The following is a 24,733-nucleotide window of genomic DNA, read 5'->3' as shown; positions in this document are numbered from 1 at the left end:
TAAGCCCCCTACGCGCTCTGCAGGAAGCGATCGTAGCCCTCTTCCTCGAGACGCTCGGCGAGCTCCGGGCCGCCCTCCTCGGCCACGCGGCCGTTCACGAAGACGTGCACGAAGTCGGGCCTGATGTAGCGCAGGATCCGGGTGTAGTGCGTGATGAGCAGCACGCCCAGGCCGGTGTTCGCCTTCGCCCGGTTCACGCCCTCCGACACCACCTTGAGCGCGTCCACGTCGAGGCCGGAGTCGGTCTCATCGAGCACCGCGAACTTCGGCTTCAGCAGCTCGAGCTGCAGGATCTCGTTGCGCTTCTTCTCGCCCCCCGAGAAGCCCTCGTTGACGTTGCGCGACGCGAACGACTCGTCCATGCGCAGATTCTGCATGGCCTCCTTGACGTCCTTCATCCAGCTGCGGATCGCCGGCGCCTCGCCGTCGATCGCGGTCTTGGCGGTGCGCAGGAAGTTCGCGTTGGTCACGCCGGGGATCTCGACCGGGTACTGCATGGCGAGGAAGAGGCCCGCCTGGGCGCGCTCGTCCACCCCCATGTCGAGCACCTCTTCGCCGTCGAGCAGGATCGATCCCCCGGTCACCTCGTAGCGCGGGTGGCCGGCGATCGCGTAGGCGAGGGTCGACTTGCCCGAGCCGTTGGGGCCCATGATGGCGTGGGTCTCGCCCTGCTTGACGGTGAGGTCGACCCCCTTGAGGATCTGCTTCTCGCCCTGCTCGGTCTCGACGCTGACGTGCAGGTCCTTGATTTCAAGAACGGAGCTCATTGTTCAATCTCTTTCGTAACGGTGGGGTCGATGTACACGTCTCCGTCTTCGATCTCGACAACGTAGACGGGAACCGGCTCGTAGGCCGGAAGGTTCTGCGGGACGCCGGTGCGCAGCGAGAACGCGGAGCCGTGGGCCCAGCACTCGAGCGTGTCGCCCTCGACGAATCCCTCTGACAGGCTGATCTGCCCGTGGCTGCAGGTGTCTCCGATGGCGTGGATCTCTCCCTGGGAGTCCAGCACCACGGCGATCGGTACGTCGTCGACGACGATGCGCGTCGCCTGATCCTGCACCAGATCGCTCACGGCGAGCACCCTCCGCCGGGCCATCAGCGAACTGACTCGGCGAGTTCGGCCTCCACCGCGGCCTGCAGCCGCTCCTCGGTGGCCTCGTCGCCGATCCGGGCGATGACCTCGAGCAGGAAGCCGCGCACCACGAGCTTGCGCGCCTCTTCCTCCGAGATGCCGCGGCTCTGGAGGTAGAAGATGTGCTCGTCGTCGAAGCGGCCGGTCGCCGAGGCGTGGCCGGCGCCCTCGATGTCGCCGGTCTCGATCTCGAGGTTCGGGATCGAATCGGCGCGGGTGCCCTCCGAGAGCACGAGGTTGCGGTTCTGCTCGTAGCTGTCGGTGCCGGTCGCGTTGTTGCGGATCAGCACGTCCCCGATCCACACCGTGTGCGCGCCCTCGCCCTGCAGCGCACCCTTGTAGGTGACGCGGCTGCGGGTGTGCGGGGCGTCGTGGTCCAGGTAGACCTGGTGCTCGAGGTGCTGGCCGGCGTCGGCGAAGTAGGCGCCGAGCGCTTCGCCGTTCGCCCCCTCGTGATCGAGGTGGATCGAGGGGTTGAGGCGCACGACCGCCCCGCCCAGCGAGACGACGATGTGCGTGAGCGACGCGTCGCGCCCCACGGAGGCGTGGTGGCTCGCGAGATGGATCGCGTCGTCGGCCCACTGCTGCACGGAGACCACCGTCAGCTTCGCGCCGTCGCCGACCACGATCTCGATGTTCTCGGAGAGCTGCGCCGATCCGGTGTTTTCGAGGATCACGAGCCCCTCGCTCTGGGGAGCCGCCTCGATGACGGTGTGCGCGGCTCGGGGGCTCGAGTCGAGTGCGTCGCGGGTGACGACCGCGGTGGTCTTCTCCTCGCTCGCAAGCCTGACCAGGTGGGCCTCGCCGAACGCGCTCCACGCGGCGGCGGCGCCCCGGTCCTCGGGGATGCCCGCGCGGCCGATGCGGGCGTCGTCGCGGGCGATCCACTCCGACGAGACGCCCGCCGCCCCGGTCACCGAGACCGGGGTGCGCGAGCCGTCGAGCGCGCCGTTCAGCAGCGCATCCAGCTTCGCGACGGGCGTGAACTTCCAGACGGCCTCGAGACCGGTGACCCGCCCGAAGTCGGCCACGTCGGTCGACTTCGGGCGCGCGGAGCGGGTCTGCACCGGAACCCGGTTGGCCCAGTCGCCGTCGGAGTGCGCGACGAGACCGTGCTGGGCGGCCCGCGCGGTACCGTCCGCGCTCTGCTTCTCTGCTACGGCTTCGGTCATTATCCGACGGATCCTTCCATGCCCATCTCGATGAGCTTGTTCAGTTCGAGGGCGTACTCCATGGGCAGCTCGCGAGCGATCGGCTCGATGAATCCGCGCACGATCATCGCCATCGCCTCCTCCTCGGCGAGGCCGCGACTCATGAGGTAGAAGAGCTGATCCTCGCTGACGCGCGAGACCGTGGCCTCGTGGCCCAGTTCGGCGTCGTCCGTGCGGATGTCGATGGCCGGGTACGTGTCGCTGCGCGAGATCGTATCGACGAGCAGCGCGTCGCAGACGACCGAGTTGGCGGCGTGGTGGGCGTTCGCGTCCACGCGCACCTCGCCGCGGTAGCCGGTGCGGCCGCCGCCGCGCGCGATCGACTTGGAGAGGATGGACGACTTCGTGTGGGGCGCGAGGTGGATCATCTTCGCCCCCGCGTCCTGGTGCTGGCCGGGGCCCGCGAACGCCACGGAGAGGGTCTCCCCCTTGGCGTGCTCTCCGGTCAGGTAGATCGACGGGTACTTCATGGTCACCTTGGAGCCGATGTTGCCGTCGACCCACTCCATGGTGGCGCCCTCCTCGGCGATCGCGCGCTTCGTCACGAGGTTGTACACGTTGGTCGACCAGTTCTGGATCGTCGTGTACCGCACGCGGGCGTTCTTCTTCACGATGATCTCGACGACCGCGGAGTGCAGGGAGTCCGACTTGTAGATGGGCGCCGTGCAGCCCTCGATGTAGTGCACGTAGCTGCCCTCGTCGGCGATGATGAGCGTGCGCTCGAACTGGCCCATGTTCTCCGTGTTGATGCGGAAGTAGGCCTGCAGCGGGATCTCGACGTGCACGCCCTTCGGCACGTAGACGAACGAGCCGCCCGACCACACGGCCGTGTTGAGCGCGGCGAACTTGTTGTCGCCCGACGGGATGACGGTGCCGAAGTACTCCTCGAAGAACTCGGGGTGCTCGCGCAGCGCGGTGTCGGTGTCGAGGAAGATGACGCCCTGCTTCTCCAGATCCTCCCGGATCTGGTGGTACACCACCTCGGACTCGTACTGCGCGGCGACGCCCGCGACGAGGCGCTGGCGCTCGGCCTCGGGGATGCCGAGCCGCTCGTAGGTCTCCTTGATGTCGTCGGGCAGTTCCTCCCAGGTGGTGGCCTGCTTCTCGGTGGAGCGCACGAAGTACTTGATGTTGTCGAAGTCGATCTCCGAGAGGTCGGCACCCCACGACGGCATCGGCTTGCGGCCGAAGATCTGCAGGGCCTTGAGGCGTCGCTGCAGCATCCACTCCGGTTCGTTCTTCAGCCCTGAGATGTTGCGCACGACCTGCTCGCTGAGGCCGCGCTGCGCTACCGCGCCCGCCTCGTCGCTGTCGTGCCAGCCGAACTCGTACTGGCCCAAGCCCTCAAGCTCGGGTCGGTCGATCAATACCTCTGGCATGATCCCTCCCTCATTCTTCGTCTCGCCGGGCCGACCCCGATGCGCACGCGAAATCGAATCGGGCACACAGGCCTGGCCCTGCAGCGGTGCAGTAGTCTGGGCTTCGGACGGAACCGTCCGATCCGGTGCTTCGCACCCGACGGCGGTTCGCCCAACGCAACCACAGCTTCCCATTCTACAGCCTCCCGGCGAAAACGGGAGGGGCGCGCCAGGGGGCGCACAAACGGGAGGCCGCCGAGAGGAGCTCTGTTGTCCGCCGCGACCACCCCCGCCGGGTCGGCACCCGCCATCGGCACGTCCCGCGAATCGCGCGCAGCGGGGCCCTCCCGCCTCCTCCGCGTCGCGGCGTGGGCCTCGTTCGTGCTGAACGTCACGATCATCGCCACGGGCGGCACGGTCCGCCTCACCGGCTCGGGGCTCGGCTGCACCGACTGGCCGGTCTGCACGCCGGGCTCGCTCATGCCCACCCCCGAGATGGGCATTCACGGCATCATCGAGTTCGCGAACCGCACGATCTCGGGGCCCCTGCTGATCGTCGGCCTGCTCGTGCTGCTGCTGAGCTGGCGCCTTCGCGCCCGGCGCCGGGACCTCCTCGCCGTCTCGGCCGTCGTGCTGGGTCTCGTGGTGCTGCAGGCGCTCGTGGGCGCGTTCGTGGTGTGGCTGCAGCTCAACGCCAACCTGGTGGGCTTCCACTACACGGTCTCGCTGGTGATCGTGTGCGTGACGGCCGGCTATCTCGTGCGCATGTACGAGCCGCCGGCTCCTCGCGAGCGCGCGGTGCCGAGGGGCTTCGCGATCCTCGCCCACGTGACCACCCTGTTCATGGCCGTCACCGTCTTCTTCGGGGTGCTCACCACCGGTGCGGGCCCGCACTCGGGCGACGCGAACATCGTGCGCGAAGGCTTCGACGCGACCCTGCTCAGCCACATCCACTCGTGGCCCGGCTACATCACCCTCGCGCTCGTGCTGTCGCTCGTGGGCTGGGCCGCGGCGAGGCGCCTGCGCCCGCTGCGCTGGTCGATCGCGCTGCTCGCGACGCTGATCGTGCAGATCGGCGTCGGCGTCTACCAGGCGCGCAGCGGGCTGCCGCCACTCGCCGTCGGGGTGCACATGGTGCTGGCGTCGCTCACCGCCGCCGCGATGACGGTCGTGGTCCTGCGCCTCAAGCGCCCGGCCCCCGAGGCCGCCGCCTGACGGGGCCGGGCGCGGTTCGCGGCGGACCGTCGGGGACCGCGGGCGGGACCGCGGATTCCGTATCGTCGCCGGATCGCTCCTCGAGCAGCCGCGACGGAGCCGGCCGGATGCGATGCGCCCTGCGCCCGCCGAACTCGAGCATGCGGCGACCGGCCGGCGCTTCGGCGTCGAGCACGTCCTCGCTGTAGAGCACCATGATCCGCCACCCGGCGTCGCGAGCGGTCTGGTGCTTGCGGGGATCCCGCCGCCGCTGCCTCCTCGAGAAGAAGTGCTGCCCGCCGTCGTACTCGAAGACGCTGCGGGTCTCGTCGTCCACCGCGTCGAAGCGGCCGATCCGTCTGCCGCCCCGGTCGCGCAGATCATCTGGCGGCGGCGCCTTCGATCGGACGCCGGGAAACGGTCGATGCCACCGAGGATGCTCGAAGATCCTCCGGCTGTACCCGAGGCGCACCGCCTCGCTCACCGGAAGGCGCGATCGCCGAAGGCCTCGTCGGCGCTGAGCCGAGGGTTCATGGGAACAGGTTCGGGCGCGGGCCATGATGCTCGCTGAGATATCCACCGTTCCGAGCAGAACTGAGCGCAGAATGCTTGCTGTGAGCGAGGACTCGCCTGCGGCGCCGGGCGGGCGGGGTCCGTCGCCGTGATCGCCGCCCCGGATCAGAACGGCAGCAGCGGATCGATCGCGATGGCGAGGGACAGCAGCGAGAGGTAGGTGATCGAGCCGTGGAAGACCCGCATCGGCTGGCCCTCGCGGCCCCGGATCGCACTGCCGTACAGCCGGTGCGCCTCGGCGATGAAGTAGGCGCCGGAGGCCAGCGCGACGATCGTGTAGGTCCACCCCATCGACGCGACCGGGAGCAGCAGCAGGCTCGAGACGACGGTGGCCCAGGTGTAGAGGATGATCTGCAGCCCGACCGTCGCGCGACCCCGCACGACTCCGAGCATCGGCACGCCGGCCGCTGCGTAATCGTCGCGGTAGCGCATGGAGAGCGGCCAGTAGTGCGCGGGGGTCCACAGGAAGATGATGAGGAAGAAGACCCATGCGGGCCAGCCGAGGTCGCCGGTCACCGCGGCCCAGCCGATGATCACGGGGAAGCAGCCCGCGATCCCGCCCCAGATGATGTTCTGCTCGCTGTGCCGCTTGAGCAGCAGGGTGTAGACGACCACGTAGAAGAAGATGGCGGCGGCCGAGAGCACCGCCGCGAGCCATGTGGTGGTGAGCAGCAGCCAGACGACGGAGAGCACGCCGAGCACCCACGAGAAGACGAGCGCGCTGCGGTCGGAGACCTCCCCGGTGACGAGCGGCCGGTTCTCGGTGCGCTTCATCTTGCGGTCCATGTCGCGATCGATGTAGCAGTTGAAGGCGCCGGCGGATCCCGCGCTCATCGCGCCTCCGACGAGCGTCGCGAGCACCAACCACAGATTCGGGAGACCGCCCTGCGCGAGGATCATCGCCGGCACCGTGACCACCAGCAGCAGCTCCATGACGCGCGGCTTGGTGAGGGCCACGTAATTCCTGAGGGTACGTCCGACGGACGGACGCGGCCGGAGCGGGGCGGCCTGGGACTGAGCTGGGATCTGCGTGGACATCACCTCCCATGTTACCCCGGGGACCCGCCCGCTCCGCGTCCGCTGCCAGTAGGATTGATCCGGTGGGCGCGAACGCGCTCGATCCTGCCCTCGGAAAGGTGAGTCTTGGGAAACGAACTGCAGTGGGATGAGCTCGACGATCGCGCCGTCGACACCGCGCGGGTGCTGGCGGCGGACGCGGTCGAGAAGGTCGGCAACGGACACCCGGGCACGGCGATCAGCCTCGCCCCGGTCTCCTACCTGCTGCATCAGCGGGTGATGCGGCACGACCCCTCCGACCCGAAGTGGGTCGGCCGGGACCGGTTCATCCTGTCTGCGGGCCACTCCTCGCTCACCCAGTACGTGCAGCTGTATCTCGGCGGCTACGGACTCGAGCTCGACGACCTCGAGTCGCTGCGCACGTGGGGATCGAAGACGCCGGGGCACCCCGAGTACGGGCACACCGCCGGCGTCGAGATCACCACGGGCCCGCTCGGCCAGGGGCTCGCCTCGGCCGTCGGTTTCGCGTACGCCGCCCGCTACGAGCGCGGTCTGTTCGACCCGGAGGCCGCTCCCGGTACGAGCCCCTTCGACCACTTCATCTACGTGATCGCGAGCGACGGCGACCTGCAGGAGGGCGTGACGAGCGAGGCCTCGTCGCTCGCGGGGCACCAGGAGCTCGGCAGCCTCATCGCGATCTACGACTCCAACCAGATCTCCATCGAGGACGACACAGACATCTCCTTCTCAGAGGACGTGGCTAAGCGCTACGAGGCGTACGGCTGGCAGGTGCTCGAGGTCGACTGGAAGAAGACCGGCGAGTACGTCGAGGACGTCGCCGAGTTGCACCGCGCCGTCGAGGCGGCGCAGGCCGAGACGTCGAGGCCCAGCATCATCATCCTGAGGACGATCATCGGCTGGCCCTCCCCCGGCAAGCAGAACACCGGCGGCATCCACGGCTCCAGGCTCGGCGGCGAGGAGCTCGCGGGTCTCAAGGAGGTGCTCGGCTTCGATCCCGAGCAGCACTTCGCGGTGGCTCCCGAGGTGATCGCGCACACGCGCGGGGCGGTGGATCGCGGCGCGGCCAAGCGCGCCGCCTGGCAGCGCTCCTTCGACGCGTGGGCCGCCGCGAACCCCGAGCGCAAGGCGCTGTTCGATCGCCTCGAGGCGCAGCAGCTGCCCGAGGGCGCCCTCGAGGCGCTCCCGGTGTTCGAGCCGGGCGACAGCATCGCCACCCGCGCCGCGAGCGGCAAGGTGCTCGCGGCACTCGGCCCCGTCATGCCGGAGCTGTGGGGCGGCTCCGCCGACCTCGCCGGGTCCAACAACACCACCATTCCCGGCGTCCCGTCGTTCGTGCCCGCGAACCGCTCCACCTCGTCGTGGAGCGGCGACCCCTACGGACGGGTGCTGCACTTCGGCATCCGCGAGCACGCGATGGGCGCGATCCTCAACGGCATCCAGCTGCACGGCGGAACCCGCGCCTACGGCGGCACGTTCCTGATCTTCAGCGACTACATGCGCCCGGCCGTGCGCCTCGCCGCGCTCATGCGCGTGCCGAGCATCTTCGTGTGGACGCACGACTCCGTCGCGCTCGGCGAGGACGGCCCCACCCATCAGCCCATCGAGCAGCTCGCCGCGCTGCGCGCGATCCCGAACCTCGCGGTCGTGCGCCCGGCCGACGCCAACGAGGTGTCGGCCGCGTGGCACGAGGTGCTCTCCCGGCGCACCGGGCCGACCGGCATCGCGCTGACCCGGCAGAACGTGCCCGTGCTCGAGGGGACCTCGGCGGAGGGCGTGCGCAGGGGCGCCTACGTGCTCGCCGACTCCCCCACCGGCGCGATCGACGTTCTGCTCCTCGCGACCGGCTCCGAGGTGCAGCTGGCGGTCGAGGCGCGCGAACGGCTGGCTGCGGACGGGATCGGCGCGCGCGTCGTCTCGGCGCCGTGCCTGGAGTGGTTCGCCGAGCAGGGCGAGGAGTACCGGGAGGGCGTGCTGCCCGCCGCCGTCTCGGCTCGCGTGAGCGTCGAGGCTGGCCTCTCGCTCGGCTGGGAGCGCTACGTGGGCGACCGCGGGCGCTCGGTGTCGATCGAGCACTTCGGCGCCTCGGCCGACTACGAGACCCTGTTCCGGGAGTTCGGGATCACCGCCGACGCCGTGGTCGCCGCGGCGCACGAGAGCATTGCAGCAGTGGAGGCAGCACGATGAGCGCATCGACCCAGCAACTGAGCGGCGCCGGAGTCAGCATCTGGCTCGACGACCTCTCCCGCAGTCGCATCGAGAGCGGTGAGCTGCGCGAGCTCATCGACAGCCACGACGTGGTCGGCGTCACGACCAACCCGACGATCTTCGCGGGCGCCATCGCCGGGGGCGTGGGGTACGGCGAGCGGATCGCGGCGTGCGCCGCGCGCGGGCTGGGCGTCTCGGACGCCATCGTCGAGCTCACCACGGCCGATGTCGCCGACGCCTGCGACGTGCTCGCGGAGGTGTACGCCGGCACCGGGGGGCGCGACGGCCGCGTCTCCATCGAGGTGGAGCCGGGTCTCGCCAGGGACACCGCGGGGACGATCGCGCAGGCGAGCGAGCTGTGGGCCAAGGTGGACCGGCCCAACGCCATGATCAAGATCCCGGCCACGGTCGAGGGGCTCGAGGCCATCACCGAGACCATCGCCGCGGGCATCAGCGTGAACGTGACGCTCATCTTCAGCCTCGAACGCTACCGCGAGGTCATCAACGCCTACCTCACGGGACTCGAGCGGGCCCGCGCGGCGGGCACGGATCTCTCCGGCATCCACTCGGTGGCGTCGTTCTTCGTGTCGCGCGTGGACACCGAGGTCGACGGGCGGTTGAACGCGATCGGCACCGCCGAGGCGCTCGCGCTGAAGGGGCAGGCCGGCATCGCCAACGCCCGCCTCGCCTACGAGGTCTTCGAGCAGGCCTTCGCGACCGAGCGCGCGCGCCTGCTGCTCGATCTCGGGGCCAACGCGCAGCGCCCGCTGTGGGCCTCGACCGGGGTCAAGGATCCGTCGCTGCCCGACACGCTCTACGTGGCCGAGCTCATCGCCCCCGGCGTCGTGAACACAATGCCCGAGGCGACGCTGCGGGCGTTCGCCGACCACGGCGAGGTGCGCGGCGACACGGTCACCTCCGAGTATCTCGAGTCGAACCAGCTGCTCAACGCCGTCGACGCCCAGGGCGTCGACTACGCCGAGCTGACCGAGAAGCTCGAGCTGGAGGGACTGCAGAAGTTCGAGGCCTCCTGGGACGAGCTCTGCGATACGGTCGAGCGCGAGCTGGGAAGGGCCCGGGGTTGAAGAGGGCCCGGAGCTGAAGAAAGGCGGAGGAGCGATGAGCGTTCAGCTGAGCATCGGATCAGGCGCGTCGGGTTTCGAAGAGCCGTTGGAGCGGGTCGTCGCCGATCACGTCGCCAGTCGCATCTTCGAGCGTGACGCCGCGCTGTGGGGTCCCGCCGCCGAGGCGGAGGCGGCCATACGGCTCGGCTGGACCGCGTTCTCCCGCTCGGCTCGGGGGCTCATCCCGCGCATCGAGGAGCTGCGCGGGGAGCTTCTCGAGAGCGGCGTCGACCGGTTCGTGCTGTGCGGCATGGGCGGGTCGAGCCTCGCGCCCTCCGTGATCACTCGCTGGGCCGGCGTCGAACTCACCATGATCGACTCCACGCATCCCGATGCGGTGCGACGCGTGCTCGATGCGTCCCAGCTGCCGCGAACGGCCGTGATCGTGAGCTCGAAGTCGGGCAGCACGATCGAGACGCGCAGCCACCTGGCGGCCTTCGAGCACGCCTTCCGCTCCGTCGACATCGATCCCGCCGAGCGCATCGTGATCGTGACCGACCCGGGCTCCCCGCTCGACGGCGAGTCTCGCGCCGCCGGTCGGCGCGTGTTCAACGCCGACCCCCTCGTGGGCGGCCGCTTCTCAGCGCTCACCGCGTTCGGGCTCGTGCCGTCGGGCCTCGCCGGAGCCGACGTGCGCGCCCTCGTCGCCGACGCCGAGCGGGAGCGGGACGGGCTCGGGGACGACTCCCCCGAGAATCCCGCGCTGCGCCTCGCCGCCGCGATCGCCGGGGGCCTGCCCGCCCGCTTCGTGCTGGCGGTGTCCGAGCGCCCGGGTGCCGAGTGGGGTCTGGGCGCCTGGATCGAGCAGCTCATCGCCGAGTCGACCGGCAAGGACGGCGAGGGAGTGCTGCCGATCGCACTGCCCGCCGATGCGCCGGAGTTCGACGCTCCCCCCGCGAACACGGTGCGCGTGCGCGTGGGCGCCGAGGCCCCCGAGACCGAGGAGGGCTGGGACGTCGCCGTGTCGGGTACGCTCGGCGCTCAGGTGCTGCTGTGGGAGGTCGCCACGGCCGTCCTCGGCCGCCTCATGCGCATCGATCCCTTCAACCAGCCCGACGTCGAGGCCGCGAAGGTCGCGGCGCGGGCCGCGCTGGCCGACGCTTCGGCGCAGAGGGGCGGTGGAGCGGCCTCGCCGGCGGCCGAGGAGCTCGCCGCCGCGCTGCGAGCCGCGGTGCCGGAGGGCGGCTATCTCGCGATCCACGCCTACCTCGATCCGGCGGGCCCCCAGACAACCGCGCTGCGGCGTCTGCGAGACCGGCTTTCGCGGTCGCTCGGCGTTCCCGTGGCGCTCGGTTTCGGCCCCTCGTACCTGCACTCGGTGGGCCAGCTGCACAAGGGCGGCCCGGCGCTCGGTGCGTTCCTGCAGATCACCGAGATCGCGGAGCGCGACCTGATGATCCCCGGGGCGGAGAGCAGCTTCGGCGCGCTCATCGCGGCCCAGGCCCGTGGCGATCGCGAGGTCCTCGTCGCGCGCGGCCGGCCCGTGCTCGTGCTGCAGCTCCCCCACGGCGAGGACGGCCCGCTGCGCGAGCTCCTCGCCGCGCTCTGATCCGAAGCGGACAGACGGGAACGGCCCCTCTCGAGCGGAGGGGCCGTTCCCGTGGGGGCGGAATCCCTACGCCGGCTTGTTCGCCGTGCCTCGGCGCTCGCGCAGCTTCCGCAGCGCGGCCTCCAGCAGCTCCTCGGCCTCCTCGGGCGTGCGGCGCTCCTTGACGTAGGCGAGGTGCGTCTTGTAGGGCTCGTTCTTCGGGAGCAGCGGAGGGTTCTCCCGATCGCGGCCCGCGGGCAGGCCCGTGGTCGGCGAGTCGATCTGCTCGGGGATCTCCTCGACGGGCACGTCGGCCGCGAAGTAGCGGACCGTCTCGTTGCCCAGGGCGTCCCAGTAGGAGATCTGGATGCGGTCGGCGCGGGCTCCGTGATCCTTCTCCCCCATGGGGCCGGATCCGACGCGCGCACCACGAATGGCGTTGCTGCCAGCCATGGATACCTTTCTGACGAAGATGCTGCGTTCGCGGGGTGCTCCGCGAACGCCGGTGCGAGGGGCTGGGGTGGGCTCAGGCCACCGAGAACCGTGCGATGAGCCCGAGCCCGACGATCGCCGCGCCCCACACCAGCGAGACGACGATCGTGATGCGATTGAGATTTCGCTCGGCCACTCCCGACGAGCCCAGGCTGGAGGTGACGCCGCCGCCGAACATGTCGGAGAGGCCGCCGCCGCGTCCCTTGTGGAGCAGGATGAAGAGGGTGAGCAGGAGGCTCGTGATCACGAGGATGACGATCAGTGCGATCTTGAGGATGAGCACGCGGGCCGCCTTTCAGGGGTCGAGGGCGTGGAAGACCAGCGTCCAGTATATCGCGTCGCAGCGAACGCTGGGTCGGAGCGCGCTATGCGGCGGTGACGTGCTTCTGGAACTGGACGATGCGCGAGAACTCGTCGGCCTTCAGGCTCGCCCCGCCGACGAGCGCCCCGTCGACGTCGGGTTGCCGCAGGAAGCTCGCGACGTTCTGACTCGACACGGATCCCCCGTACAGGATGCGCGTCGCCGACGCGCGCTCGTCGCCGCGCAGCTCCCGCAGCGCCTCGCGCAGCGCCCGGGCCACCTCCTCGGCCTGCTCCGGGGTCGCTGCCTGCCCGCTGCCGATCGCCCACACCGGCTCGTAGGCGACCACGAACTCGGCATCGACCGGGAGCTCCGCGAGCGCCGCGGTGAGCTGAGCGAGCGGGATCGCGGCTGCGCCGTGCTCCTCGAGGTCCTCGGCCGTCTCCCCCACGCAGATCATCGGCACGAGGCCGGCCCGGTGCGCCGCGAGCGCCTTGAGACCGACCGTGCGATCGCTCTCACCGTGCCCCTGACGGCGCTCCGAGTGGCCCGCGAGCGCGTAGGTCACGTCGAGCTTGGCGAGCATGGCGGCCGAGACGTCGCCCGTGTAGGCGCCCGAGTCGTGCGGTGACACGTCCTGCGCCCCGAGCACGAGCGACAGCTTGTCTGCGGCGAGCAGGGTCTGCACGGAGCGCAGGTCGGTGAACGGCGGGAAGACCGCCACCTCGGCCTGCTCGTAGTCGTGCCGCGCGTCCTTCAGCGTCCACGAGAGCTTCTGCACCAGGGCGATCGCCTGCAGGTGGTCGAGGTTCATCTTCCAGTTGCCCGCGATGAGCGGGGTGCGCGCCGCCTGCGGCAGCGGCTGGCGGGTCCCGGGGTCCGGGATCCGCGGCGTCTGCTCGTTCACGCGAGCACCTCCAAACCGGGCAGCTGCTTGCCCTCCAGAAACTCGAGGCTGGCGCCGCCGCCCGTCGAGATGTGGCCGAACTGCTCGTCGGCGAAGCCGAGCGCGCGCACGGCGGCGGCGGAGTCGCCTCCGCCGACCACGGTGAAGCCGCCCGTCTCGGTGAGCGCGCGGGCGACGACCCGGGTGCCGTTCGCGAACGCCTCCATCTCGAACACGCCCATCGGGCCGTTCCAGAAGACGGTCGCCGATCGCGAGATCTCCTCGGCGAAGGCCGCCGCGGAGTCCGGTCCGATGTCGAGTCCGATGGCGGAGGATCCGAATCGCGACGATTCGATCGCGTCGACGGCCACCACCTCGTGCGCCGCATCGGGGGCGAAGGCCTCGGCCACCACGACGTCGCTGGGCAGCAGGATCCGCACCCCCCTGCGCTCGGCCTCGTCGAGGTACCCGCGCACGGTGTCGAGCTGATCCTCCTCCAGCAGGCTGGAGGCCACGCCGTGCCCCTGCGCCGCGAGGAAGGTGAAGAGCATGCCCCCGCCGATGAGCAGCGTGTCGACCCGCTCGAGCAGGTGGGCGATCACCCCGAGCTTGTCGGAGACCTTCGAGCCGCCGAGCGCCACCGTGTAGGGGCGCTCCGGGTGCTCGGTGAGGCGCCGCAGCACCTCGAGCTCGGCCGCGACGAGGCGGCCCGCCGCGCTCGGCAGCAGCTGCGCCAGCTCGTACACGCTCGCCTGGCGGCGGTGCACCACCCCGAAGCCGTCCGAGACGAAGGCGTCGCCGAACTCGGCGAGCTGCTGCGCGAAGGCGCGGCGCTCGCTCTCGTCCTTGCTGGTCTCGCCGGGGTTGAAGCGTAGGTTCTCCAGCAGCAGCACGTCGCCGCCGGCGAGCCCGCCGACGGCCGCCGAGGCCGCAGCCCCGACGGTCTCGTCGACGAACTCGACGCGGGAGCCGAGCAGCTCCGCCATGCGCGCCGCCACCGGTCGAAGCGAATAGCGCTCTTCCGGTGCGCCCTGGGGGCGGCCGAGGTGGCTGATCAGGACGATCCGGGCGCCGGCCCCGCTCAGCTCACGGATCGTGGCGAGCGAGGCTCGGATGCGGCCGTCATCGGTGATGACGCCGTCGGCCAGCGGGACGTTGAGGTCGCATCGGACGATGACCGTCCGAGCGCGCAGCGGTCCCAGGGATTCGATGTTGCGCATGGGTGCGGCGGGCTCCTCGGGTGCCGGGTCAGATCAGGCCGGGCGTCTGCGAACGAGCGGTCTCGAGTCGCTTGGCCACGTCCTGCCAGTTGGCGATGTTCCAGAACGCCTTCACGTAGTCCGCCCGCACGTTGAGGTAGTCGAGGTAGTAGGCGTGCTCCCACACGTCCAGCATCAGCAGCGGGATCGTGCCGGCGGGCAGATTGCCCTGCTGGTCGAAGAGCTGCACGACGTTCGGCCGCTGACCGAGCGCGTCCCACGCGAGCACGGCCCAGCCGGATCCCTGCACGCCGAGGGCGGTCGCCGTGAAGTGCGCCTGGAACTTCTCGAACGAGCCGAAGTGCTCGTCGATCGCGGCCGCGAGCTCGCCCTCGGGACGCTCCCCGCCCTCCGGCGAGAGGTTGTTCCAGAAGATCGTGTGGTTGACGTGGCCGCCGAGGTTGAAGGCGAGATCCTTCTCGAGCTTGTTCACCGCTGCGAGGTTCTCGGAGTCGCGCGCCTCGGCGAGCTGCTCGAGCGCCGTGTTGGCGCCCGTCACGTAGGCCTGATGGTGCTTGTCGTGGTGCAACTGCATGATCTTGCCGCTGATGTGCGGCTCGAGAGCAGCGTAATCATAGGGAAGCTCGGGAAGTGAGTAGGCGGCCATGCGGCACTCCAATCTCTCGTTCGACAGTTTCGGATCCAGTCTATGGCTCCGCGCTTCGAAGCGTCGGAGAATGTCGGGCCTTGACAGCGCCCGACGGGTTGACTACATCGAGTCCAGCTCCTCCGGCAGGCTCGCCTCCGTGCCGGGGATGCCGCGGACCTCGGCCTCCTTGTCGGCCATGGCCAGCAGACGGCGGATGCGCCCCGCGATCGCGTCCTTCGTCAGCGGCGGGTCCGCGCGCGCGCCCAGGTCGTCGAGGCTGGCCTCGCGGTATTGCAGGCGCAGGTGACCCGCGTAGCGCAGGTGCTCCGGCACCTCGTCGCCGAGGATCTCCATCGCGCGCTCCACCCGCGCGCAGGCCGCGACCGACGCCTGCGCCGAGCGTCGGAGGTTGGCGTCATCGAAGTTGACGAGCCTGTTCGCCGTGGCGCGGGTCTCGCGAGCGCGGCGGAGCTCCTCCCAGGCGGATCGCGCCTGCGCCGCGCCCATCGCGCCGAGCATCTCGCCGATGGCCTCGCTGTCGCGGATCATCACCTTGTTCTGGCCCCGGATCTCGCGGCTCTTGGATTCGATGCCGAGACGGTTCGCCGCGCCGACGAGCGCCATGGCGGCCTCGCTCGTCGGGCACACGAGCTCGAGCCCGGCCGAGCGGCCCGGGGCGGTGAGGCCGCCGCGGGCCAGGAAGGCCCCGCGCCAGATGGCCGCGAGCTCGGCCTGCGCCCCCGTCGTGAGCCGGTTCGGCAGTCCCCGGATCTGGCGACGGCGCTGATCGAGCAGACCGAGCTGACGGGCGAGCGTCTCGCCGTCGAGCACCCGCACGAGGAACTGCGGAGCGCCAGGCCGCGTGCTCGACGGGGGCAGCTGCTTGGCCTCCGACCGCACGCCGTAGAGCTCCGCGAGGTCCTTGCGCACGCGCTGCACGATCTGGGGCGTGTGCAGCTCCGCCTCGAGGGCGATGCGGCCCGAGATTGTGTGCAGGCCGCCGGCGAGACGCAGAATCGTGGCCACCTCCGCGATCCGTTCACCGGTGCGCTGCACCGGGAAACGGACGAGCTCATTCTTCACCTCGGAGGTTGACAGCACGAAGGGGTCCTTTCGGAGTCTGGCGCGAGAGCGCGAACAAACGGGGTCGGCGGCGAGCCGACTCACTCGCGACCGAGGTCTCGGTGGCGCAGGTTGACGCTGACGCCGGGCAGGCCCGCGAGCCGATCCGCGAGTTCGCGGGCGGTTGCGACCGAGCGATGTTTGCCGCCGGTGCATCCTACCGCGAGTGAGGCGTGCCGCTTGTTCTCGCGCTGAAATCCGGCGAGCACCGGGGTGAGCGCGGCCACGTAGTGGTCGAGGAAATCGGCGGCGCCGTCGCGGCTCAGCACGTAGTCCTTGACCTCGGGGTCGACCCCCGTCAGCGGACGCAGCTCGGGGATCCAGAACGGGTTGGGCAGGAAGCGCATGTCGACCATCAGGTCCACGTCGGTGGGGGCGCCGTACTTGAAGCCGAAGCTGAGCACCGAGAGCTGCAGGCCGGGCGTGTTGTCGTCCGAGAACAGGTCCCGGGTCGCCGTCGACAGATCGTGCACGTTGTACCGGGAGGTGTCGATCACGACATCGCTCGACGCGCGCAGCTCCTGCAGGCGCTCCCGCTCCAGGCGGATCCCGTCGAGCAGGCTCGCGGTGTCGCCCTGCAGCGGGTGCGGGCGGCGCACCGACTCGTAGCGGCGCACGAGGATCTCGTCGGTCGCGTCGAGGAAGACCACCCGCACCGTCGCGTTCGCGCGCAGTTCTCCGACCGTCTCCTGGATCTCGCCGAACAGATCCCGGCCCCGCACGTCGACCACCGCGACGATGCGGGGCAGCGCTCCTCCCGACCGGTCGGCCATGTCCGCGAGGGTCTTCAGCATCGAGAGCGGCAGGTTGTCGACCACGTACCACCCGAGGTCCTCGAGCGTGTTCGCCACGGTGCTGCGCCCGGCTCCGGACATGCCGGTGACGATGAGGATCTCCTGACCGGATCCCTGGTCGTTCATTCGCTATCCTCTCCGTGCGACGCCGATTCCGCCGATACCCCTACCTCAAGCTTAGCCTCAGCGGCGGGTCCCGGTTCGAGGTGAGCGAGCACCTGCTCGGCCAGCTTCGGGCCGAGCCCGGGTGCCGCGGAGAGCTCCTCGAGCGACGCCGCGCGCAGGCGGGCGACCGAGCCGAAGTGCTTGAGCAGTCCCTGCACGCGTTTCGGCCCCAGACCGGGGATCTCCGACAGCCGGCTGGCGATCGAGGTGCTGCGGCGCTGGCGCTGGAAGGCGATGGCGAAGCGGTGGGCCTCGTCGCGCACCCGCTGCACGAGGAAGAGCGCCTCGCTCGTGCGCGGCAGGATCACCGGGAACGGGTCCCCCGGCAGCCAGATCTCCTCGAGCCGTTTCGCGATGCCGCACAGCGCGACGTCGGAGATCCCCGCCTCGTCGAGCGCTCGCGCCGCGGCCCTCACCTGCGGTTCGCCGCCGTCCACGATGATGAGCTGCGGCCGATCGCGGTAGATGCCGCTCGGCTGCTCGCCGTTCTCCCGCGCGTGATTGAGCTGCGCGGCGCGGCGCGACACCACCTGATGAATCGAGTCGGTGTCGTCTCGGGTCTCCTCGACGCGGTATTTGCGGTAGGCCCCCTTGGCGGGCAGCCCGTCCTCGAAGACGACGAGCGACGCGACCACTCCCGTGCCCTGCAGGTGCGAGACGTCGATGCACTCGATGCGCAGCGGCGGCTCCTCCATGCCCAGCGCCCGCTGCAGCTCGGCCAGGGCATCCGTGCGGGCGGTCAGGTCGGCGGCGCGCTTGAGCTTGTGCCGGATCAGGTTCTCGCCCGCGTTGAGCACGGCGCGCTCCATGAGCTGCGCCTTGTCGCCGCGCTCGGGAACCCGCACGCGGACGCGACCGCCCCTGGGGCGGCGGCGGCTGAGCGCCTCCTCGAGCTCGGGCGCGTTCTCGGGGAGCCGAGAGACGAGGATCTGCGGCGGGGGCTCCCGGTCGCCCTCGTAGGCGGACTGGATCACCTGCTCCAGCAGCGTGCCGGGCGAGTCGTCGAGCTCGACGTCGACGATCCAGCTGCGCTCGCCCCGGATCCTGCCCGCCCGGATGATGAACTGGTGAGCCGCGGCCGCGAGCTCGTCGGCGCGCAGGCCGAAGACGTCGAGGTTCACGTCGTGGCCGAGCACCACCGCGTTCTTCTCCATCACGTGCTCGACGGCCTGCACCTGATCGCGGAGCCGCGCCGCGTCCTCGTAGCGCTGCTCCGCCGCCGCGTCGCGCATCGATCGCTGCAGCCTCCTCAGGTGCGAGCGATCCCCTCCGGCCAGGAACGACACCAGCTCGCCCACCCGCTCGCGATGCTCCTCGACCGTGAGCCGCTGCGAGCACGGCCCGCTGCAGCGCCCGATCTGGCCGGCGAGGCAGGGCCGCCCGCTCTGCATGGCGCGCTTGTAGTCCGCGTCGTTGCAGGTGCGGATGGGGAAGGCCTGCTGCAGCAGCACCGCGGTTTCGCGCAGCGCCCAGACCTTCGGATAGGGTCCGAAGTACCGCGCACCGCGGATCCTCTCGTTGCGGGTGATGATGAGGCGCGGCGCGGCCTCGCGCAGCGTCACTGCGAGATACGGGTAGGTCTTGTCGTCCTTGAACTGCACGTTGAAGGGCGGCTTGAACTCCGTGATCCAGGTGTGCTCGAGCACGAGCGACTCGGTGTCGGTCGCCACGATCGTCCAGTCCACCTTCGCCGCGAGCGACAGCATGGTGCGAGTGCGCGGCATGAGCGAGTGCATCGGCTGGAAGTAGTTGGCCAGCCGCGCGCGCAGGTTCTTCGCCTTGCCGATGTACAGCACGCGACCGTGCTTGTCGCTGAACCGGTAGACGCCGGGGCTCGTCGGGATCTCGCCCTGCGCGGGCCGGAAGGCGAGGCGGTGGTCGTCAGGGCTCAAGCCGACTCCCGCTGCACCGCGCGCGCCGACTTGGCGGCCCAGCCCCCGATCACCTCGGCGAGGAAGCGCCCGGTGTGGCTCTCGGGGCGCTTCGCGAGCTGCTCCGGGGTGCCCTCGGCGATGATCGTGCCGCCGCCCGAGCCGCCCTCGGGGCCGAGATCGATGACCCAGTCGGCGCTGCGGATCACGTCGAGGTTGTGCTCGATCGTGATGACCGTGTTGCCCTTGTCGACGAGACCGTTCAGCACGAGGAGCAGCTTGCGCACGTCCTCGAAGTGCAGCCCCGTGGTCGGCTCGTCGAGCACGTAGATGCTGCGGCCGTTCGAGCGCCTCTGCAGCTCGGTGGCGAGCTTGACGCGCTGCGCCTCGCCTCCCGACAGCGTGGTGGCGCTCTGACCCAGGCGCACGTAGCCCAGGCCGACGTCGACGAGCGTCTTCATGTAGCGGTGGATCGACGAGATCGGCCGGAAGAACTCCTCGGCCTCGGCGATGGGCATCTCGAGCACCTCGGAGATGTTCTTGCCCTTGTACCGCACCTGCAGCGTCTCGCGGTTGTAGCGCTTGCCGCCGCAGGCCTCGCAGGCCACGTAGACGTCGGGGAGGAAGTTCATCTCGATCTTCAGCGTGCCGTCGCCCGAGCACGCCTCGCAGCGACCGCCCTTGACGTTGAAGCTGAAGCGGCCGGGCAGGTAGCCGCGCGTCTTCGCCTCGGGGGTTCCGGCGAAGAGGGTGCGGATCTTGTCGAACACGCCGGTGTAGGTGGCCGGGTTGGAACGCGGGGTGCGCCCGATCGGCGCCTGGTCGACGTGCACGACCTTGTCGAGGTGGTCGAGACCGGTGACGCGCGTGTGCTTGCCCGGCACGAGGCGCGCGCCGTTGAGCTGGTTGGCGAGCACGCGGTAGAGGATGTCGTTCACGAGGGTCGACTTGCCGGATCCGGAGACGCCGGTGACCGCGGTCATGACGCCGAGCGGGAAGGCGACGTCGACGTTCTTGAGGTTGTTGGAGCGGGCGCCCACGACTTTCAGCTCGCGCTTGCGATCCCGCTTGCGCCGCCGCTTCGGCGTCTCGATGCTGCGCCGCCCCGCGAGGTAGTCGCCCGTGATGGAGCGCCGGTTCTCGAGCAGTTCGCGGTACTCCCCCGAGTGCACGACGGTGCCGCCCTCGACGCCCGCCCCCGGGCCGATGTCGACGATCCAGTCGGCCGCCTCGATCGTCTCCTCGTCGTGCTCGACGACGATCAGCGTGTTGCCGAGATCCCGCAGCTTGAGCAGCGTCTCGATGAGGCGCCGGTTGTCGCGCTGATGCAGGCCGATGCTCGGCTCGTCGAGCACGTACAGCACGCCCGTGAGCCCGGAACCGATCTGGGTGGCGAGCCGGATCCGCTGCGCCTCGCCGCCGGAGAGGGTGCCCGCCGCTCGCGCGAGCGTGAGGTACCCGAGTCCGACCTCGATGAGGAAGTCGAAGCGCAGCCGGATCTCCCGCAGCACCTGCGCCGCGATCCTCGCCTCGCGCTCGGTGAGCACGACCTCGTCGAAGAAGCGCTTGGCGTTGGTGAGGCTGAACTCGGTGACGCCCGCGATGGACTCGCCGTCGACGGTGACCGCGAGCACCTCCGGCTTGAGGCGCTGCCCGTGGCAGGCGTGGCAGGGCACCTCGCGCAGGAACTCCTGCCAGCGATCCCGCTTGGCGTCGCTCTCGGCCTCGGCGTACTGGCGCTCGATGAACGGGATGACGCCCTCGAAGCCGCTCGAGTACTTCACCTCGCGGCCGAAGCGGTTTTTCCAACGCACGTTGACCTTGAAGTTGTTGCCGTAGAGCACCGCCTCGCGCACCTCGTCGCTCAGTCGCTCCCACGGCGTGCTCAGCGAGAAATCGAGGTCGGCCGCGAGACCGACGAGCAGCTTCTCATAGTACTGGTAGAGGCTCTTGCCCTGGCTCGTCCAGGGAACGATGACTCCCTCCTCGATGGAGAGCTCGGGATCCCCGAGCACCAGATCCTCGTCGACCGACATGCTCGTGCCGAGACCCGAGCAGGCGGAGCAGGCGCCGAACGGGGCGTTGAAGGAGAAGGTGCGCGGTTCGACCTCGGTCAGCTGCACGGGGTGCTGGTTGGGGCAGCTCAGGCGCTCCGAGAACACCCGGGTGCGGTCCTCCGCGGTCGCCTCGCGGTCGACGAAGTCGACGGAGACGATGCCGCCGGCGAGCCGCAGCGCGGTCTCGAGCGAGTCGGTGAGCCGGCCGAGCACGTCGGAACTCGCGACGAGTCGATCCACCACCACCGAGATGTCGTGCTTGACCTGCTTCTTGAGCTTCGGCGGATCGGAGAGCTGGATCAGCTCGCCGTCCACGAGCGCGCGCGAGTAGCCGCTCGCGGCGAGGTCCTGGAAGAGGTCGACGAACTCGCCCTTCTTCTTGCTCACCACCGGAGCGAGCACCTGGTACCGCGTGCGCTCCGGCAGCTCCATGAGCCGGTCGGCAATCTGCTGCACCGTCTGCGACTCGATCCGCTCCCCGCACACCGCGCAGTGCGGCACGCCCACGCGCGCCCAGAGCAGGCGCATGTAGTCGTAGATCTCCGTGATCGTGCCGACGGTGCTCCGCGGGTTGCGGTTGGTCGACTTCTGGTCGATGGAGACGGCGGGGCTCAGTCCCTCGATGAAATCGACGTCGGGGCGGTCGACCTGTCCCAGGAACTGGCGCGCGTAGGCGCTCAGGCTCTCGACGTACCGGCGCTGGCCCTCGGCGAAGATCGTGTCGAAGGCGAGGCTCGACTTGCCGCTGCCCGACAGGCCGGTGAACACCACCATCGAGTCGCGCGGAATGCTCAGGTCCAGATCTCGGAGGTTGTGAACGCGGGCGCCCTGGACGCTGATGGAGGCGTGCGAGGCCGCGGAGCGGATCGATGCGGGAGGGGACTGTACGGGCGAGGAAGTCACTGCTCCATCCTACGTCGAAGGAGCCCCGTGTTCGAACGTATCTACGAGAAATTTCGCAGGGAGCGCACCTCTCCGAACCGAGATTATCAGGTACTATCGAAGCAAGCTATCGAAAGGATCGAGATGTCCATCGCGCATCTGCCCCAGCGGACCCCCCGCCTCCCGCACGGGACGCAGGACCGGGCGGCGCGGGATCGCCTGCTCGCGCTCGTCACGCAGATCGAGGGCGACGGCCTCGAGGTCGCCGAGGAGATGCTGACGGGGATCGTGGCGCACCAGCACGCCGACCTCCGGGGGCTCACCGGCGCCGAGATCTCCGCACTCGGCCGCCTCGGGGTGAGCGAGCCGGCCCTACAGGAGCCGTCGGCACTGCCGGCGACCACACGGGGACGGCTGTGGGAGCAGCAGACGGAGCAGCACGCCTGCACGGTCGCAGAAGCGGCGGAGATACTGGGGGTGACGACCGCGAGGGTGCGGCAGCGGTGCGCCGCGGGCACCCTGCTCGCGCAGCGCCGCACCGACGGGTGGCGCCTTCCGCGGTTCCAGTTCCCGGAGGGACGCGAGCCTCTCGGCTGGTCAACGGTGGCCCGGTCCATCCCGGCCGGCTCGCCGCTGCTGCTGACGGAGCGCGTGCTCACCTCTCCCTCGTCTCGCCTGCGGATCGACGGCGAGGCGCTCGCGCCGTTCGAGTGGCTAGCCCAGGGCGGAGATCCCGAAGCGGCCGCCGAAGCGGTCGACGACGCGCTCAACCGGCTGCCGTGAGCGAGCACCTGCCCGCTCCAGATCCGGCGCGCTTCCCGGATCTCTCCGCGGATGCCGGGTGGGTGCGCGAAACGTCCGCCGGCGTCGCACTCGCCCGGGTCTTCAGGGCGGGCGGGGCTCACCCGGCGGAGTGGTTCGAGTTCCGCGAGTTCGGACCCCTCGACGCGCGCTTCGACCCCCACCCCGAGCCGGCCGGCGCGCATCCCGGGTGCGGGGTGATGTACACCGTGCTCGAGAGCAATCCGGCCTCGTCCGATCCGGCCTCAGCGATCGAGTCGGCCTTCGCAGCCTGCCTGCTCGAGGTGTTCCAGCAGCACCGCATCATCCGCCGGAGCGCGGGGGCGCCGACCCTCGCGGTGTTCGAGACGACGAGGCCGCTTCGGATGCTCGATCTGAGCGACAGCGACTGGGTCGCGGTCGCGGGCGGCAACGCCGCCATCGCCTCGGGAGACCGGGAGCGATCCCGGGAGTGGGCCCGCGCGATCCGCGCGCGGTATCCCGAGCTCGACGGCGTGGTCGCGGCGTCCTCCGTGGTGCCCCCTGCGCGGGTGGTGGTGCTCTGGTCCTCCGCCTCGGACGCGCTCCCGCGGCACCCGCTCGCGCTGCTCCGCCTCGACCGGGAGGAGCTCACCGGCGCGGTCGACGCGATCGCCGAGCGATACGGGTACCTGTTGCTGTGATGGCAGCCGATCGGTCTCAGGCGGTCGCCGGGAGCACCGAGGCGACATCGGTGCGAGCGAAATCGCCTCCCACGTAGAGCAGCGGCTCGCCGGTGACCGAGGCGAGTGCGTACGAGTAGACGTCTCCCAGATTCAGTCTCGCGGGGTGCCCGCTGCCCCGTCCGTAGCGCCCATACGCCTGCACCGCGATCCGAGCCTGGTGCTCGTCGAACGGCACGATCTCGACGCGGAACCCCGCGAGCGTCTCGTCGACTGCGAGCTGTCGCTCGGCGGTTCGCCCCATCACCGCGCTCAGCTCGACGTAGCTCGCCGCGGAGATTTCTCTCGAGGACGCGAGCTCGAGCGCCTCGACGATCGTCTCGTAACCCGGTTCCGCTCTCATGACCGCGACCAACGCGGACGTATCGACGATCACCTGAAGAGCCCGCTCTCGTCGTAGAGCTCTTCTTCGAAGCGTTTCGTCTCCGCGACGACCTCGGGTGTGAACACCGCGTGAATCCTCTGAAGCAGCCTCTCGGCCTCCGGCCCCCGGCTACCCCACCGGTGCGTTTCAATCTCGGCCAGCCGACGCTCGACCGCCTCATCGACGGCCGCGGTCATGCTTGTGCCGGTGAGTTCGGCGAGGCGGCGCACCTTGGCGTGGGTCGCCTCATTCTTGATGTTGAGGCTCATGCCTCGAATTCTACCCTCGAATGTCTTCATGTTCTACCTCTCACGTGCTGTAGGAGTCGCTCCAGCTTCTCTCGCGGGTAAGTTCGGTGCTCGCGCTGCCGCGCGTCCTCCAGGAGTTCGATGGTGCTCTCGGTGATTCGCCTCTGGTACTCAGGGAGCGAGAACATCTGCACTGCCTGGTCGCCGAGACCTGCATCGCATGAGCGGACGGCGCATTCCAGGAGAGACATACCCGCACCATGGAACTCCCACTCGATCTCGATTTTTCTGAGAATCTTCCAGAGCGCGAGAATCGGCCACTCTTCACCGACTTCGTCGTCATCCGCGCAGGTGCCGTAGTCGAGGCAGCGTGGTACGGCGAGCACGCGCGGAATGAGCTCGGCCTCCGCGAACCCGATGAACCCGGGTAGGCGTTCGGGACCGAGGCGGAAGCCGACCGCGCACCATGCCTCGAGGTCATCGGGACGCTTGAGCAGGTAGGCCCAGATTCTGGGGTCGGGATCCAAGCCCAGCGATCAGCAGCGCAGCACGTCAGTGCAGCATTCGGCTTCTGATCCAGCTCCACATAGGCCGCATGGATCGCGCCGTCCCACTTCGGGTCGGCGCGGAGAGATTCGTTGAGCGACAGCATGCGGGAGTGGCTCCATCCGTCGGGGAGATAGAGCCCGAGATCCACGTCGAAGAGGCTCTCGACATAGCACCCGAAGCTACACACCCGAAAGTCCGGCACCCGCGATCGGGCGTGCCGGAACCAGTCGTACAAGATCTGGGGTGCGCTCTCGTCGTATCGAATGTCGAGATCTGCGCCACGCCGGTC

At 69.9% G+C, this 24,733-nt stretch carries 24 protein-coding genes; 6 read left to right on the top strand and 18 right to left on the bottom strand.

The window, feature by feature from the left end; all coding sequences use genetic code 11:
- Positions 1-8: 8 nt before the first annotated feature.
- The 4 genes from sufC to sufB are packed head-to-tail and all read right to left on the bottom strand — an operon-like array spanning position 9 to position 3,722.
- Positions 9-767 (bottom strand): Fe-S cluster assembly ATPase SufC, encoded by a 759-nt coding sequence (gene sufC / locus D1J51_RS15345; RefSeq protein ID WP_119076683.1) that lies wholly within the window; start codon positions 765-767, stop codon positions 9-11.
- Positions 764-1,096: a non-heme iron oxygenase ferredoxin subunit gene (locus tag D1J51_RS15340; RefSeq protein ID WP_119076681.1), complete on the bottom strand. Its 333-nt coding sequence runs from the start codon at positions 1,094-1,096 to the stop codon at positions 764-766. Before D1J51_RS15340 ends, sufC begins: the two co-directional genes overlap by 4 nt.
- Positions 1,096-2,304, bottom strand: coding sequence for a Fe-S cluster assembly protein SufD (sufD, locus tag D1J51_RS15335; RefSeq protein WP_119076679.1), 1,209 nt, complete (start codon positions 2,302-2,304; stop codon positions 1,096-1,098). Before sufD ends, D1J51_RS15340 begins: the two co-directional genes overlap by 1 nt.
- On the bottom strand, positions 2,304-3,722 hold the full coding sequence (gene sufB / locus D1J51_RS15330) for a Fe-S cluster assembly protein SufB (RefSeq protein ID WP_119076678.1): 1,419 nt from the start codon (positions 3,720-3,722) through the stop codon (positions 2,304-2,306). The genes sufD and sufB overlap by 1 nt, the downstream gene beginning before the upstream one ends.
- 249 nt (positions 3,723-3,971) lie before the next feature.
- Between sufB and D1J51_RS15325 the strand changes: the two genes are divergently transcribed.
- The gene (locus tag D1J51_RS15325) at positions 3,972-4,916 is read left to right on the top strand and encodes a COX15/CtaA family protein (RefSeq protein WP_240423345.1); all 945 of its coding nucleotides are present in this window, start codon (positions 3,972-3,974) and stop codon (positions 4,914-4,916) included.
- Here D1J51_RS15325 and D1J51_RS15320 read toward each other — a convergent pair.
- Positions 4,885-5,232, bottom strand: coding sequence for a hypothetical protein (locus D1J51_RS15320; protein WP_162903883.1), 348 nt, complete (start codon positions 5,230-5,232; stop codon positions 4,885-4,887). The two genes, D1J51_RS15325 and D1J51_RS15320, sit on opposite strands and share 32 nt — an antisense overlap.
- Positions 5,233-5,573: 341 nt before the next feature.
- Positions 5,574-6,506: a heme o synthase gene (locus tag D1J51_RS15315; RefSeq protein ID WP_119076675.1), complete on the bottom strand. Its 933-nt coding sequence runs from the start codon at positions 6,504-6,506 to the stop codon at positions 5,574-5,576.
- Positions 6,507-6,611: 105 nt separating this feature from the next.
- On the opposite strand from D1J51_RS15315, the gene tkt reads away from it, so the two are divergent.
- The 3 genes from tkt to D1J51_RS15300 are packed head-to-tail and all read left to right on the top strand — an operon-like array spanning position 6,612 to position 11,384.
- Positions 6,612-8,690 (top strand): transketolase, encoded by a 2,079-nt coding sequence (gene tkt / locus D1J51_RS15310; protein WP_119076673.1) that lies wholly within the window; start codon positions 6,612-6,614, stop codon positions 8,688-8,690.
- A complete protein-coding gene (gene tal, locus D1J51_RS15305) occupies positions 8,687-9,796 on the top strand; it encodes a transaldolase (RefSeq protein ID WP_119076671.1) in 1,110 nt (369 codons plus the stop codon). The genes tkt and tal overlap by 4 nt, the downstream gene beginning before the upstream one ends.
- Positions 9,797-9,830: 34 nt before the next feature.
- Entirely contained in the window at positions 9,831-11,384 is a 1,554-nt protein-coding gene (locus D1J51_RS15300; RefSeq protein WP_119076669.1) for a glucose-6-phosphate isomerase, read from the top strand.
- A 66-nt stretch (positions 11,385-11,450) separates the two neighbouring features.
- Here D1J51_RS15300 and D1J51_RS15295 read toward each other — a convergent pair whose 3' ends face one another.
- From D1J51_RS15295 to uvrA, 9 genes are all read right to left on the bottom strand, one after another.
- Positions 11,451-11,816, bottom strand: coding sequence for an RNA polymerase-binding protein RbpA (locus tag D1J51_RS15295; protein WP_119076668.1), 366 nt, complete (start codon positions 11,814-11,816; stop codon positions 11,451-11,453).
- 73 nt (positions 11,817-11,889) lie between these two features.
- Positions 11,890-12,138, bottom strand: coding sequence for a preprotein translocase subunit SecG (gene secG, locus D1J51_RS15290; protein WP_119076666.1), 249 nt, complete (start codon positions 12,136-12,138; stop codon positions 11,890-11,892).
- A gap of 82 nt (positions 12,139-12,220) precedes the next feature.
- Complete coding sequence (tpiA, locus tag D1J51_RS15285) at positions 12,221-13,015, bottom strand: triose-phosphate isomerase (RefSeq protein ID WP_119076734.1); 795 nt, start codon at positions 13,013-13,015, stop codon at positions 12,221-12,223.
- Between the two features lie 44 nt (positions 13,016-13,059).
- Positions 13,060-14,262: a phosphoglycerate kinase gene (gene pgk, locus D1J51_RS15280; protein ID WP_119076664.1), complete on the bottom strand. Its 1,203-nt coding sequence runs from the start codon at positions 14,260-14,262 to the stop codon at positions 13,060-13,062.
- Between the two features lie 28 nt (positions 14,263-14,290).
- Entirely contained in the window at positions 14,291-14,908 is a 618-nt protein-coding gene (locus D1J51_RS15275) for a superoxide dismutase (protein WP_119076662.1), read from the bottom strand.
- Positions 14,909-15,010: 102 nt separating this feature from the next.
- A complete protein-coding gene (whiA, locus tag D1J51_RS15270; protein WP_119076660.1) occupies positions 15,011-15,991 on the bottom strand; it encodes a DNA-binding protein WhiA in 981 nt (326 codons plus the stop codon).
- Between the two features lie 62 nt (positions 15,992-16,053).
- Positions 16,054-16,932 carry an RNase adapter RapZ gene (gene rapZ, locus D1J51_RS15265; protein ID WP_119076658.1) on the bottom strand — a complete coding sequence of 293 codons (879 nt, stop codon included), beginning with the start codon at positions 16,930-16,932 and terminating at the stop codon, positions 16,054-16,056.
- Entirely contained in the window at positions 16,929-18,863 is a 1,935-nt protein-coding gene (gene uvrC, locus D1J51_RS15260) for an excinuclease ABC subunit UvrC (RefSeq protein ID WP_119076656.1), read from the bottom strand. Before uvrC ends, rapZ begins: the two co-directional genes overlap by 4 nt.
- Positions 18,860-21,766, bottom strand: a complete 2,907-nt coding sequence (gene uvrA, locus D1J51_RS15255) for an excinuclease ABC subunit UvrA (RefSeq protein WP_119076732.1) — start codon at positions 21,764-21,766, stop codon at positions 18,860-18,862. Before uvrA ends, uvrC begins: the two co-directional genes overlap by 4 nt.
- A 159-nt stretch (positions 21,767-21,925) precedes the next feature.
- Between uvrA and D1J51_RS15250 the strand changes: the two genes are divergently transcribed.
- Positions 21,926-22,564: a helix-turn-helix domain-containing protein gene (locus tag D1J51_RS15250; protein WP_119076654.1), complete on the top strand. Its 639-nt coding sequence runs from the start codon at positions 21,926-21,928 to the stop codon at positions 22,562-22,564.
- Positions 22,561-23,244 (top strand): RES family NAD+ phosphorylase, encoded by a 684-nt coding sequence (locus tag D1J51_RS15245; protein ID WP_119076652.1) that lies wholly within the window; start codon positions 22,561-22,563, stop codon positions 23,242-23,244. Before D1J51_RS15250 ends, D1J51_RS15245 begins: the two co-directional genes overlap by 4 nt.
- Before the next feature lie 16 nt (positions 23,245-23,260).
- Here D1J51_RS15245 and D1J51_RS15240 read toward each other — a convergent pair whose 3' ends face one another.
- From D1J51_RS15240 to D1J51_RS15230, 3 genes are read right to left on the bottom strand one after another with little or no spacing between them, the layout of a single operon-like run.
- Positions 23,261-23,626 carry a type II toxin-antitoxin system VapC family toxin gene (locus D1J51_RS15240; protein WP_205547959.1) on the bottom strand — a complete coding sequence of 122 codons (366 nt, stop codon included), beginning with the start codon at positions 23,624-23,626 and terminating at the stop codon, positions 23,261-23,263.
- Between the two features lie 29 nt (positions 23,627-23,655).
- Positions 23,656-23,916: a type II toxin-antitoxin system VapB family antitoxin gene (locus D1J51_RS15235; protein WP_162903882.1), complete on the bottom strand. Its 261-nt coding sequence runs from the start codon at positions 23,914-23,916 to the stop codon at positions 23,656-23,658.
- 26 nt (positions 23,917-23,942) lie between these two features.
- Positions 23,943-24,422 (bottom strand): hypothetical protein, encoded by a 480-nt coding sequence (locus D1J51_RS15230; protein ID WP_119076646.1) that lies wholly within the window; start codon positions 24,420-24,422, stop codon positions 23,943-23,945.
- Positions 24,423-24,733 lie beyond the last annotated feature (311 nt).

It is taken from the genome of Leucobacter sp. wl10 (assembly GCF_003569785.1).
Taxonomy (GTDB): domain Bacteria; phylum Actinomycetota; class Actinomycetes; order Actinomycetales; family Microbacteriaceae; genus Leucobacter.
This window is presented reverse-complemented; position numbering and strand designations above follow the sequence as displayed.

Bases quoted from the DNA above. Each gene is read 5' to 3' on its own strand.
- sufC (WP_119076683.1), bottom strand. From the start codon at position 767: ATGAGCTCCGTTCTTGAAATCAAGGACCTGCACGTCAGCGTCGAGACC.
- D1J51_RS15340 (WP_119076681.1), bottom strand. From the start codon at position 1,096: ATGGCCCGGCGGAGGGTGCTCGCCGTGAGCGATCTGGTGCAGGATCAG.
- sufD (WP_119076679.1), bottom strand. From the start codon at position 2,304: ATGACCGAAGCCGTAGCAGAGAAGCAGAGCGCGGACGGTACCGCGCGG.
- sufB (WP_119076678.1), bottom strand. From the start codon at position 3,722: ATGCCAGAGGTATTGATCGACCGACCCGAGCTTGAGGGCTTGGGCCAG.
- D1J51_RS15315 (WP_119076675.1), bottom strand. From the start codon at position 6,506: ATGTCCACGCAGATCCCAGCTCAGTCCCAGGCCGCCCCGCTCCGGCCG.
- tal (WP_119076671.1), top strand. From the start codon at position 8,687: ATGAGCGCATCGACCCAGCAACTGAGCGGCGCCGGAGTCAGCATCTGG.
- D1J51_RS15300 (WP_119076669.1), top strand. From the start codon at position 9,831: ATGAGCGTTCAGCTGAGCATCGGATCAGGCGCGTCGGGTTTCGAAGAG.
- D1J51_RS15295 (WP_119076668.1), bottom strand. From the start codon at position 11,816: ATGGCTGGCAGCAACGCCATTCGTGGTGCGCGCGTCGGATCCGGCCCC.
- pgk (WP_119076664.1), bottom strand. From the start codon at position 14,262: ATGCGCAACATCGAATCCCTGGGACCGCTGCGCGCTCGGACGGTCATC.
- D1J51_RS15275 (WP_119076662.1), bottom strand. From the start codon at position 14,908: ATGGCCGCCTACTCACTTCCCGAGCTTCCCTATGATTACGCTGCTCTC.
- rapZ (WP_119076658.1), bottom strand. From the start codon at position 16,932: ATGAACGACCAGGGATCCGGTCAGGAGATCCTCATCGTCACCGGCATG.
- D1J51_RS15250 (WP_119076654.1), top strand. From the start codon at position 21,926: ATGTCCATCGCGCATCTGCCCCAGCGGACCCCCCGCCTCCCGCACGGG.
- D1J51_RS15240 (WP_205547959.1), bottom strand. From the start codon at position 23,626: ATGAGAGCGGAACCGGGTTACGAGACGATCGTCGAGGCGCTCGAGCTC.
- D1J51_RS15235 (WP_162903882.1), bottom strand. From the start codon at position 23,916: ATGAGCCTCAACATCAAGAATGAGGCGACCCACGCCAAGGTGCGCCGC.